At 66.5% G+C, this 11,309-nt stretch carries 9 protein-coding genes; 5 read left to right on the forward strand and 4 right to left on the reverse strand.

Translation table 11 applies throughout. The features are described 5' to 3' along the window. Positions 1-25 precede the first annotated feature (25 nt). Together LA521A_RS06645 and LA521A_RS06650 are read left to right on the forward strand one after the other, a co-directional pair. Positions 26-937: a DUF1684 domain-containing protein gene (locus LA521A_RS06645; protein ID WP_425494585.1), complete on the forward strand. Its 912-nt coding sequence runs from the start codon at positions 26-28 to the stop codon at positions 935-937. 17 nt (positions 938-954) lie between these two features. Further along, complete coding sequence (locus tag LA521A_RS06650) at positions 955-1,992, forward strand: TraB/GumN family protein (protein ID WP_281781524.1); 1,038 nt, start codon at positions 955-957, stop codon at positions 1,990-1,992. Between the two features lie 216 nt (positions 1,993-2,208). On the opposite strand, the gene rnfB is transcribed toward LA521A_RS06650, so the two are convergent. The 4 genes from rnfB to LA521A_RS06670 all read right to left on the reverse strand — a co-directional run bounded on the left by rnfB (position 2,209) and on the right by LA521A_RS06670 (position 8,413). Then, entirely contained in the window at positions 2,209-2,610 is a 402-nt protein-coding gene (gene rnfB, locus LA521A_RS06655) for an Rnf electron transport complex subunit RnfB (RefSeq protein WP_281781525.1), read from the reverse strand. A gap of 87 nt (positions 2,611-2,697) precedes the next feature. After that, positions 2,698-4,785: a methionine--tRNA ligase gene (gene metG / locus LA521A_RS06660; protein WP_281781526.1), complete on the reverse strand. Its 2,088-nt coding sequence runs from the start codon at positions 4,783-4,785 to the stop codon at positions 2,698-2,700. Positions 4,786-5,005: 220 nt separating this feature from the next. Then, on the reverse strand, positions 5,006-5,455 hold the full coding sequence (locus LA521A_RS06665) for a DUF2147 domain-containing protein (RefSeq protein WP_281781527.1): 450 nt from the start codon (positions 5,453-5,455) through the stop codon (positions 5,006-5,008). A gap of 135 nt (positions 5,456-5,590) precedes the next feature. After that, positions 5,591-8,413, reverse strand: coding sequence for a TonB-dependent receptor plug domain-containing protein (locus tag LA521A_RS06670; protein ID WP_425494574.1), 2,823 nt, complete (start codon positions 8,411-8,413; stop codon positions 5,591-5,593). A gap of 164 nt (positions 8,414-8,577) precedes the next feature. On the opposite strand from LA521A_RS06670, the gene apbC reads away from it, so the two are divergent. The 3 genes from apbC (at position 8,578) to LA521A_RS06685 (ending at position 11,295) form a co-directional block, all read left to right on the forward strand. After that, complete coding sequence (gene apbC, locus LA521A_RS06675; protein WP_425494586.1) at positions 8,578-9,657, forward strand: iron-sulfur cluster carrier protein ApbC; 1,080 nt, start codon at positions 8,578-8,580, stop codon at positions 9,655-9,657. Between the two features lie 132 nt (positions 9,658-9,789). Continuing rightward, entirely contained in the window at positions 9,790-10,362 is a 573-nt protein-coding gene (dcd, locus tag LA521A_RS06680; protein ID WP_281781529.1) for a dCTP deaminase, read from the forward strand. Between the two features lie 138 nt (positions 10,363-10,500). After that, positions 10,501-11,295 carry a M48 family metallopeptidase gene (locus tag LA521A_RS06685; RefSeq protein WP_281781530.1) on the forward strand — a complete coding sequence of 265 codons (795 nt, stop codon included), beginning with the start codon at positions 10,501-10,503 and terminating at the stop codon, positions 11,293-11,295. Positions 11,296-11,309 lie beyond the last annotated feature (14 nt).

The following is an 11,309-nucleotide window of genomic DNA, read 5'->3' on the forward strand; positions in this document are numbered from 1 at the left end:
TGTCGCGAAGGGCGCAATGATCTTCATGATGCTGGGTGCGATCACTGCCTGCGGGCCCAAGCCGGACGACGCCACTACGGCCGAGCAGTCGAAGGCGGCGCGCGTGGCGTTCCAGCAGGAGCTCGACGTGACGCGCCAGCTGCGCATCACCGAACTCACCAAGCCCGACGGCTGGACCAGCCTGGTCGGGTTGCACTGGATCGACCCGGGCTCGCATTACATCGGCTCGTCCGCGGGTAACGGCATCAAGCTCGCGGTCGGCCCGGCGCACCTGGGCATGGTCGACCTCAGCCAGAACCGTGTGCGTTTCGTTCCCGAGAAGGGCGCGGCGATCACGCTCGACGGCCAGCCGTTCACCAGCGAAGCCATCCTGCGCGCCGACGACGCACCGACCGGCCCGAGCGTCATCGCCTTCGATGAAGGCAAGGGCCAGGCAACGGTGATCAAGCGCGGCGACCGCTACCTGCTGCGCGTGAAGCACGCCGACGCGCCGACGCGCACGGGCTTCCGCGGCATCGAGTACTGGCCCACCACCGCCGACTGGCGCGTGGAGGGCCGCTTCGTGCCGCATCCGGCGGGCAAGACGCTGGAGATCGCGAACATCATCGGCACCACCGATGCGGTGCCGAACCCGGGCGCGATCGAGTTCGAACGCGACGGCAAGACCTTCCGCATCGAAGCGCTGGACGAAGGCGCCGAGACGCTGTTCCTGGTGTTCGCCGATCGCACCAGCGGCCATGGCAGCTATCCGGCGGGGCGCTTCCTCGATGTCGCCAAGCCGGGCGTCGGCGGCACCGTCGTGCTCGATTTCAACCAGTCGCGCAACCCGCCGTGCGCGTTCACGCCGTTCGCGACCTGCCCGCTGCCGCCGCCGGAAAACCGGCTGGACGTGGCGATCCAGGCCGGCGAAAAGACCTACGCCCACTCCGCCAACTGATCCGGATCCCGTTCCCGATGCGTCGCCGCCTCAAGCTGTTGTGCCTTTCGCTCGCCGCCGCCGTCGGCCTGATGTCGGTGGCGCTCGCCGTCGAGCAGGCGCGCTCGCCGGCCCAACCGGCGACGCCGGCCCAGCCCGCGAGCGCCGCGCCGGTGACAAGCAAGCCGCCGCCGGTGCCGCTGCTGTGGAAGGTGTCCGATCGCGACAACGCGGTGTACCTGCTCGGGTCGTTCCACCTGCTCAAGGCGGACGACTACCCGGTGTCCGGCGACATCGACCAGGCCTTCGCCAGCGCCGACCGCATCGTCTTCGAAGTGCCGCCGGAACAGATGCTCGATCCGGCGATGGCGCAGAAATTCCTCGCCGCGGCGGGCTACGCCGACGGCCGCACGCTGAGCCAGGTGCTGCCGGCGACGTTGCGCGAGAAGTTCAACCGCATCCTCGCGCAGCGCGGCGCGTCGATCGCGCAGTTCGACGCCTACGAGCCGTGGTTCGTGAACCTGTCGCTGATGCTCGGCGTCTCGCAGCAGATGGGCTTTCGTCCCGACCGTGGCCTCGACCAGGTACTGATGCAGCAGGCGATCGCCAGCAGGAAGGCGACCGGCGGGCTGGAGTCGATCGACCTGCAGCTGGGCGTGCTCGATTCCACGCCGATGGACGAGCAGGTGAAATCGCTCAGGGAGTTCCTCGACAAGCCGACGGAAATGCCGGGCATGTTGAGCGAACTGCACAACGCTTGGCGCGATGGCGACGTCGCGAAGCTGGACACCCTCACGCGCGAGGAGATGCGCGACAAGACGCCGCAGACGTATCGCATCGTCAACGTCGAACGCAATGACGCGTGGGTGCCGCAGATCCAGCAGATGCTCGACGGCCAGAAGAAGGGCGACACGATGGTCGTCGTCGGCGCGCTGCACCTGCTCGGCGAGGACGGCGTGGTCGAGAAGCTGCGCGCGAAAGGCTACACGGTCGAACGCGTGTGCTCGGCGTGCGCGCCGGAGACGGCGCCTGCCTCATCGGCTGGCGAAGCGTTGCAGGCCGTTCCGGCGAAGTAGGCGTGGTTCCGACGTAGGTCCGAACGTGTAACGCAGACCTTCCCGTCGTCATCCCCATCGGCCGGCATCTCGCGAAGGCGGGGAGCCTTGGGGCGGCGACAACCCGCTCATCGAAGCGTTGTCGCGCACGATCGCGTATCGCATTCGTCGATGCGTGGGTCGTTGGCAGGTGGGATGCCGTCTTCGCCGGAATGACGGCCTTTCGGGACGTTCCGCCTACGCCGCCACCAGCACGATGCAATCCACCGGGCACGCCGGGACGCACAGCTCGCAGCCGGTGCACAGCGGATCGATGACGGTGTGCATGTGTTTGTTGCCGCCGACGATCGCGTCCACGGGGCACGCCTGGATGCACTTGGTGCAGCCGATGCAGTCGGCCTCGACGATCAACGCGACCTGCGGCGGCTTGTGTTCGCCGCGCGTTCGATCGAACGGTTTCGCCGGAACGTCCAGCAGGCGCGCGAGCGCGCGCGCGCCTTCGTCGCCGCCGGGCGGGCAGTGGTCTACGTCGGCTTCACCGCGCGCCATCGCCTCCGCATACGGACGGCAACCGGCGTAACCGCACTGCCCGCACTGGGTTTGCGGGAGCAGGCGATCGAGGCGTTCGGTCAGATCCATCGGCGGGAAACGAGGGGAGAGGAACCGTGAACGAGCGGGAGCGCCGGCGTTACGCTTCCTCGCGCCTGATCACCCGTTCCTGGTCGTTCAGCGCACCGGCGCGCCCGGCTGCACGCCGGCGTCGGCGTCGAGCAGGTGCAGCGAGCCGCCGTCGAAACCGGCCGACAGGATCATTCCCTCGCTGATGCCGAAACGCATCTTGCGCGGGGCGAGGTTGGCGATGAACACGACGCTGCGGCCGACGAGTTTTTCCGGCTCGCCGTAGGAACCGCGGATGCCGGAAAAGATCTGGCGCGTGCCCAGGTCGCCCGCGTCGAGCTCGAAGCGCAGCAGTTTGTCGGAGCCTTCGACGAACTCGCATGCGACCACCTTGCCGACACGCAGGTCGAGCTTGGCGAAGTCGTCGATGCCGATCGTCGGCGCGGCGGCGGTCGCGGCAGGCGCGGTTGCAGCAGGCGCGGGCGCAGCAGCGGCCTTCGGTTCGGCCTTGGCGGCGGTGTCGGGCTGGGCGTCGGCCTTCGGGGCCAGCGAATCCTTGGAGGCGTCGATCATGGTCTGGATCTGCTTCGGGTCGATACGGGTGAAAAGCGGGGTGTAGGCGTTGATGCGATGCGCGACCAGCGGCGCGGACACGTCGCCCCAGTGGGCGACCGGCGCGGCGAGGAACGCCTCGGCCTGCGCGGTCACGCGCGGCAGCACCGGCTTGAGCGCCGTGTTGAGCACGCGGAACAGGTTCAGTCCCTGGGTGCACACGGCCTGCAGCTGCGCTTCCATGCCGTCCTGCTTGGCCAGCACCCACGGCTTGTGTTCGTCGATGTACTTGTTGGCTTCATCGGCCAGCGCCATGGTCAGGCGCAATGCGGTGGCGGCCTCGTTGCGTTCATAGGCCTGGGCGATCGGCGCGAGCTGTTCGACGAAGCGCGCGTACTGCGCGGCGTCGGGCAGCGCATCGGCAAGGCGGCCGTCGAAGCGCTTTTCGATGAAGCCGGCGCAGCGGCTGGCGAGGTTCACGAACTTGCCGACCAGGTCGGCATTCACGCGCGCGACGAAGTCGGTGAGGTTGAGGTCGAGGTCGTCGACGCCGCCGGTGGTCTTGGTCGCGTAGTAGTAACGCAGCGCCTCGGGCTCCAGGCCGACATCGAGGTACGTGCGCGCCATGACGAACGTGCCGCGCGACTTGGACATCTTGGCGCCATCGACGGTCAGGTAACCGTTGACGTGCAGGCGCGTGGGCGCGCGGAAACCGGCGCCGTGCAGCATCGCGGGCCAGAACAGGCCGTGGAAGTTGACGATGTCCTTGCCGATGAAATGGTGGAGTTCGGCGGTGCTGTCGCGTCGCAGGTAGGACCAGAAGTCCAGGCCTTCGCGCTCGCACAGCGCCTGGAAGCTCGACAGGTAGCCGATCGGCGCGTCGATCCACACGTACAGGTACTTGCCCGGATGCCCCGGGATCTGGAAGCCGAAATACGGCGCATCGCGCGAGATGTCCCACGCGCGCAGGCCGCCTTCGGCATCCAGCCATTCCTGCAGCTTCGCCTTCACGCCGGGCAGCGCGACGTCGCCGGCGAGCCATTCGCGCAGGAAGCCCTCGAACTGGCCCACTTCGAAGAAGAAATGTTCCGACTCGCGCAGTTCCGGCGTGGCGCCGCTGACCACCGAACGCGGTTCCTTCAGCTCCGTCGGCGAATACGTCGCGCCGCAGTTCTCGCAGTTGTCGCCGTACTGGTCGGGCGTGCCGCAGTTGGGGCAGATGCCCTTCACGTAGCGGTCGGGCAGGAACATGCCCTTCACCGGGTCGTACAGCTGCTCCACCGAGCGGCGGCCGATGTGGCCGTTGTTGTCGAGCTTGGCGTAGATCGCCTCGGTCAGGACGCGGTTACGCTCGGAGTTGGTCGAATCGTAATGGTCGAAGGCGACGCCGAAGTCGGCGAAATCGCGTTCGTGGTCGCGCTGGATGCCGGCGATGAAGGCTTCCGGCGTCTGCCCGGCCTTTTCTGCCGCGAGCATGATCGGGGTGCCGTGGGTGTCGTCGGCGCACACGTACCAGGCCTTGTGGCCCGACATGCGCTGGGCGCGGCACCAGATGTCGGCCTGGGTGTAGCCGACCAGATGGCCCAGGTGCAGTTGCCCGTTGGCGTAGGGCAGGGCGCAGGAAACGACGAACTCGCGGGACATGGCGAACCGGAATGCAAAGTGAGCCGGGGATTATCGCATGCGTGCCGCGCGTCCCCGACCGCCTCCCGGGCGGCGTGGCCGTCGTAGCCCGGGGAAGCGAAGCGCACCCGGGGACGCGTGACGTCTTGCGCCCCCGATACGGCGCTCGGCTTCGCCGGGCCACAAAAGCAGAACGCCCCGGAAGCCGGGGCGTTCGTCAGGCAGTGGGCGCAGCGAACCGTCAGCGACGGTTCCAGGTCTGCGTCCGGCCCAGCAGCGAAAAGCCCATGAAGCCGCGGACTTCCAGCTTGCGGCCGCTTTCCACCGGGGTGACCTTCACCGAATAGACCTTGCCGCTGGCCGGATCCAGGATCTGGCCGCCTTCCCACGTCTCGCCCTTCTGCTTGATGCCCCACAGGATCACCATGCCCTTGACCGGCTTGCCCTTGCGGTCGCCGGAGCACTTGTCGCAGACCGGGTTCGGACCGCGGTCGGACTGCAGGATCTCGGTCACGCGGCCGGCGAGGCTGCCGTCCTTGGCTTCGTAGATCTCCACCACGGACTTGGGCTTCTGCGTCTTGTCGTCGATGGTCGTCCAGTGGCCGACCGGCGAGGCCTGCGTGGACGCGTTCTGGGCGACGGCGCCCAGCGGCAGGGCCAGCAACAGAAGAGCGAGCAACTTGGTGCGCATGTTCCCCTCCCAGGGATCGAATTCCGACCAGTTATACCGCATCCGTTGCCGTACGGAAGCCCGCCCGGCGCGACGTCATCCGCAAAAAAAGACCCCGCCTTCCGGCGGGGTCTGTCGGTGCTCGCGGCGGGCCGCTTACTTGCCGAAGTTGTAGCGCATCTCCAGGTAAACCGAACGCCCGTAGATGTTGTACAGGTAGTTGTTCCAGGGCGTGGTGGACGTGCCCGGGTAGTTCTTCGCCTGCTCTTCCGGCATCTTGTTGAGCGCGTTGTTGACCAGCAGCGACAGGCGGATCTGGTCGGTCGCGTCGTAGTTGAAGGTCAGGTTGTAGGTGGTGTACGGCGCCCACCAGCCGGCCTTCTGGCCGCCCGTCTCGTAATCCCACGAACCCGAGGTGTACGCCAGGTAGTTCGGGGTCTTGCCGATGCGGTTGGCGTACGCGGTGGTCGTCCACTTGCCGATGCTCCAGCCCAACGACGCGTCGGCGCGGGTCTTCGCATAGGCGTCGTAGATCCACATGTTGTACGGATCACGCAGCAGGTCGATCGGCTCGTCGCCCGGCAGCGGGGTGACGGTGTGCTCGAGGTTGTTGGTGTAGTTGCCGGCGAAGGCCAGCGAACCCCACTTACCGATGTCCAGCACGTAGTTCAGGCTGGCGGTGACGGCTTCCAGCTTCTGCTGCGAGACGTTGACCTTCGGCGTGTAGATGCGCTCGATCTCGTTGTTCGCACCGCGCGTCACCCAGGCCAGGGCGTTGTCGCAGCTGGCCGAGGCCGTGTTGGTCTGGCCGGTGCGGCAGAAGTACTCGGCCAGCAGCAGCTGGTCGCTGCTGAGCTGGTCGACTTCGTCGCGGATGTCCCAACGGAAGTAGTCCACCGACATCGACAGGTTGTTCATCGGCGCCCACACGAAGCCGGCGTTCCACACATCCGCTTCGATCGGCTGCAGGTCCGGGTTACCCGACTGCTGGCCGAAGAACTGCTGCGAATCGTAGGTGCAGTCGTCGGTGTTGCCCGGGGTGAAACCTTCCAGCGAGCAGCGGTAGTAGTCGGTGTTGGAGCTGTAGTAACCGCTCAGGCCCATGAACGTGTCCGACAGCGTCGGCGCACGGAACGCGGTGCCGTACTTGCCACGCAGCAGGAAGCTTTCGACCGGACGGTATTCCACGCCGATGCTGTAGGTCGGCTTGTCGATCGTCTGGCCGGCGACCTTGAACGCGTCGTAGCGGCCCGACAGGGTGACCGTCAGCGGCTCCCACAGCGGCAGGCGCAGTTCGCTGGTCACGGCGTAACGGTCGCGATCGCCCGCGCCGTTGACCGAGGTCAGGCCCCAGATTTCCGATTCGAGCGTGTCCGGATCCTGCAGCAGGCGCGCGTCCGGCGTGTAGTTCCACTCCTGCGTGCCGCCTTCCACCACGATCGCCAGGCCGGCGTCGCCGCCCGGCAGCGAGAACAGCGACGCGTTGGTCAGCTGGGCGCGCAGGGTGTTGTCGGTGGTCTTGCTGTCGGTGTCGACGAAGCCGGTGAAGCTGGCGAAATCGCTCGGCGACATCGGCTGGTAGAACGCCGCGTAGTTCGGACGGAAGATCGGATAACCGCTTTCCTCGCCCAGCTGCGGACCGAGGACGTGCGTCAGGAAGTAGTCGTTGATCGGATCGGCGAAGCGGACCCAGTTCTTCTCGGTCAGCTTGTACTCAGTGCGGGTGAAACCGACATCCAGGTCCCAGTCGCCGAACGAACCCTTGCCGCCCAGGGTGACCTGATAGGAACGGTTCTTGTCGGTGTTGAGGATGTCCTTGAAGCCCTGGCCGCCGATGTCCTCGGGCGAGAACGCGCGCTGCAGGTTCAGGAACGCATCCTGGTCCGGATCGTAGTAGTAGCCGTACTTCGCGCTGGTGCCCCACCAGACGTAGCTGGAACCGGCGGTGTACTCGACGTCCTCGTGGCTGGTGAGCAGGTCGCCGTACAGCTGGATGTTGTCGTTGACGTCATAGGTGCCGTGCGCATAGATCTGCGTGGCGTCCTTGCCGTTCATCAGCGTGCGGTAGCCCGGCGTGCTGAACGAACCGCAGTACCGGCCGAAGCCCGCACGCGTCTGCAGCGCTTCGGTGCCGTCGAACTGGCCGGTGACGTTGCCGCAGTTGGCCGGATCCAGGAACAGGTAGGTGTTGCGGGCCGAGCCGTTGATCACGACGTAGTCGCGGCTCGCGGCCGGGGCCGAATAACCCTGCGTGTTGTACTGCTTGGACAGGTCGCGCTGGTAACCCCAGATCGGGTCGCGCGTTTCGAACTGGATGCCGCCCATCAGGTTCAGTCGGCCGTCGGCGCTGCTCCAGCCGTCGGACACGCTCACGCGGAAGCTGTCGCCGCCGCCTTCGCTGTACATGCCGCCGCGCAGGTTGATCGACAGGCCGTTGACCTGCTTCTTCAGGATGATGTTGACCACGCCGGCGATGGCGTCGGAACCGTACAGGGACGACTGGCCGCCCGGCAGGATCTCGATGCGTTCGACCAGGTCGACCGGGATGCCGCTGATGTTGTTGAAGGTGTCCGAACCGTTGTAGAGGGCCGGGTAGTTGGCCATCGGGCGGCCGTTGATCAGGTACTTGGTGTAGCCCGGATCCAGGCCGAACATGCCCGAGGCTTCGGCGCCCTGGGTGAACGAGGCCGAGGTCTGGCCGCCCTGCAGGCCGCCGGTCTGGTAGGAGGACTGCTGCAGCACGTCAGCCACGCTGGTGAAGCCGCGCATCTGGATGTCTTCGGCCGAGATCACGGTGACCGGCGTGAAGTTCTCGATCTGCGTCTGCGGGATCAGCGATCCGGTGACGGTGACCTTGTCGAGATCGGTGGCGTTGCCACCTTCCTGGGCCATCGCGGCGCCGGCGAGCGGCATGAGCGATGCGACAAGCAAAGCGGTGCTCAAACGGCTGCGGCGCAGCCGATTATTGGATACTGGCATTTGGTTGAACCCCTAATGGACGTCAAAGAGCGAAACGACGCTTCCGTTCATTCCGGACTCTGTCCTGCAATGGCCCGGTCATTCGAACGTAACATGGGCTTAACTTGAAATTAGCGGCGGTTTACTTGTCGCCAGAATTGGCAAAAACCAAAGGTTGCGATGTGATCAATCAACTGCTTGAGCAGCGCATCGGCGCGCTTTCCATTCCCGACGTGAACGTCACGCTCACAAATGCAAACGTGCGTGTGCGCGTTGCCGTCGCCGATGGGCGCGCGGTGGTCGAAATTCTCTCGGGCTTTCCGTGCGCTTCGCTTCGGCCGTGGCTCGACGCACAGGTGCAGCGTCTGCTCGCCGACGAATCGCTAACGCTCACGCGAATGGACCTGCATCCGCGCATCGTCTCGCACGCGGTGCAGCCGAATCTCTCGCCCCTGTCGAACGTGCGCAACCTCATCGCGGTGGGTTCCGGAAAGGGCGGCGTGGGCAAATCGACGACGGCGGTGAATCTCGCGCTCGCTCTCGCAAGCGAAGGCGCACGTGTCGGCGTGCTCGATGCCGACATCTACGGCCCGAGCATCCCGACGATGCTGGGCCTTTCAGGTCGTCCCGACAGTCCCGACGGCAAGACGATCGAGCCGATGCAGGCGCACGGCGTGGAAGCGATGTCGATCGGCCTGCTCGTCGACCAGGACACGCCGATGATCTGGCGCGGCCCGATGGCGACCTCCGCGCTGACGCAGCTGCTCGGCGAGACGCGCTGGGGGCACTCGCTCGGCGGCGATCTGGACTACCTCATCGTCGACCTGCCGCCGGGCACCGGCGACATCCAGCTGACGTTGTCGCAGAAGATTCCGGTGGCGGGCGCGGTCATCGTGACGACGCCGCAGGAGGTCGCCACGCTGGATGCGCGCAAGGCGCTGAAGATGTTCGAGAAGGTGAGCGTGCCGGTGCTCGGGCTCGTGGAGAACATGGCCGTGCACGTGTGTTCGAACTGCGGCCACGCCGAGCACGTCTTCGGCGAAGGCGGCGGACAGCGCATGGCCGAGCAGTACGGCGTGCCGTTGCTGGGAAGCCTGCCGCTGGAGATCGCGATCCGCGAGCAGGGCGATGCCGGTTCGCCGGTGGTCGCCTCCGCACCGGCGAGCGCCGCCGCCGCGGCGTATCGCGCCACCGCGCTGCGCATGGCGATCGAGCTGGCCCGCCGCCCGCGCGTCGCCACGCCGCTGTCGGCGTCGCTGGTGTAGGCAGGGACGAGGGACGGGGCGAGCAGGCAGGAACGGGGCGCGACCCAAACGCCCGGTTTTTGGCCGTTCCCCGTCACTCGTTCCCGCTTTTCCGGCACAATCCCCCTCCCACGCACGAGCCGCCCGACCCGCATGAGCATCAAGTCCGACCGCTGGATCCGTCGCATGTCCGAGCAGGCGAACGGCATGATCGAGCCCTTCGAGGCCGGCCAGGTCAAGACCGCCGCGGACGGCCACCGCATCGTCAGCTACGGCACCTCCAGCTACGGCTACGACGTGCGCTGCTCGCGCGAGTTCAAGGTGTTCACCAACATCAACTCGACGATCGTCGATCCGAAGCATTTCGATTCGGGCAGCTTCGTGGACATCGAGAGCGACGTCTGCATCATCCCGCCCAATTCCTTCGCACTGGCGCGCACCGTCGAGTACTTCCGCATCCCGCGCGACGTGCTGGTCGTGTGCCTCGGCAAGAGCACCTACGCGCGCTGCGGCATCATCGTCAACGTGACGCCGCTGGAGCCGGAATGGGAAGGCCACGTCACCCTGGAATTCAGCAACACCACGCCGCTGCCGGCGCGCATCTACGCCAACGAGGGCGTCGCGCAGATGCTGTTCTTCCAGTCCGATGAAGTGTGCGGAACCTCGTACAAGGATCGCGGCGGCAAGTACCAGGGACAGACCGGCGTCACGCTGCCGCGCACCTGATCGCGCATCGCGGCACACTGAACGAAGGCCCGCGATGCGGGCCTTTTTCATGCGGCATTCGGATTCCTCCGATGGGGCATGCGAAGCACGCTATCGAGAATGCAGGACGCGCGAATCCCCGCGCGCTGGAGACATGGCATGACACGCGACAAGAAGCCGCTGCACACCACACGACTCGTCCTGGCGATGGCCGGCGCGATGTGCCTGGCCGGGACCGCACAAGCCGGGAAGCTAGCCGACCTGCTCGGCAGCCAGGGCCTGAAGGACGCCGGCAACACCGCCATCACCGGCTTGGCGCTGACCGATGCGCAGGTGATCGAGCTGGGCGCGAAATCCGTCGCGCAGATGGACCAGGACAACCCGGTGGCGCCCGCCGACAACGCGTACGCCAGGCGCCTGGCGAAGCTCTCGCAGGGCATGGAGCGCGAGGACGGGCTGACGCTCAATTTCAAGGTGTACCTGGTGAAGGACGTCAACGCCTTCGCCGTGCCGGACGGCTCGGTGCGCGTGTTCGCCGGCCTCATGGACCTGATGCCCGACGACGCCGAACTGATGTCGGTCATCGGCCACGAGATCGGCCACGTGAAGCTCGGCCACAGCAAGGAGCATTACCGCGCCGCGTACCTGTCCAGCGCCGCACGCAAGGGCGTGGCCGCCATCGGCGGTGCCGTCGGCAAGCTCGCCGCGTCCGACCTCGGCGCGATCGGCGAAGCCGCGGTCAACGCCAGGTTCAGCCGCGCGAACGAAACGCAGGCCGACGAATACGGCGTGGATTTCCTGCGTCGCCACAACATGGACCCGAACGCGTCGGTCCGGGGCATGCAGAAGCTGGCCTCGCAGGACGGCAAGGCGAAGACGTCCTTCCTCGACGATCATCCGGCGTCGCAGGAGCGCGTGTCGCACCTGCAGAAGTACATCGCCCGCAAGAAGTGAGTGGGACGGGAGTG

It is taken from the genome of Lysobacter auxotrophicus (assembly GCF_027924565.1).
Lineage (GTDB): Bacteria > Pseudomonadota > Gammaproteobacteria > Xanthomonadales > Xanthomonadaceae > Lysobacter_J > Lysobacter_J auxotrophicus.

What these genes read in the sequence shown, in the direction of transcription:
- LA521A_RS06645 (WP_425494585.1), top strand. Translation starts at nt 26, where the DNA reads ATGATGCTGGGTGCGATCACTGCCTGCGGGCCCAAGCCGGACGACGCC.
- LA521A_RS06665 (WP_281781527.1), bottom strand. Translation starts at nt 5,455, where the DNA reads ATGCGCACCAAGTTGCTCGCTCTTCTGTTGCTGGCCCTGCCGCTGGGC.
- dcd (WP_281781529.1), top strand. Translation starts at nt 9,790, where the DNA reads ATGAGCATCAAGTCCGACCGCTGGATCCGTCGCATGTCCGAGCAGGCG.
- LA521A_RS06670 (WP_425494574.1), bottom strand. Translation starts at nt 8,413, where the DNA reads ATGCCAGTATCCAATAATCGGCTGCGCCGCAGCCGTTTGAGCACCGCT.
- rnfB (WP_281781525.1), bottom strand. Translation starts at nt 2,610, where the DNA reads ATGGATCTGACCGAACGCCTCGATCGCCTGCTCCCGCAAACCCAGTGC.
- metG (WP_281781526.1), bottom strand. Translation starts at nt 4,785, where the DNA reads ATGTCCCGCGAGTTCGTCGTTTCCTGCGCCCTGCCCTACGCCAACGGG.
- LA521A_RS06650 (WP_281781524.1), top strand. Translation starts at nt 955, where the DNA reads ATGCGTCGCCGCCTCAAGCTGTTGTGCCTTTCGCTCGCCGCCGCCGTC.
- LA521A_RS06685 (WP_281781530.1), top strand. Translation starts at nt 10,501, where the DNA reads ATGACACGCGACAAGAAGCCGCTGCACACCACACGACTCGTCCTGGCG.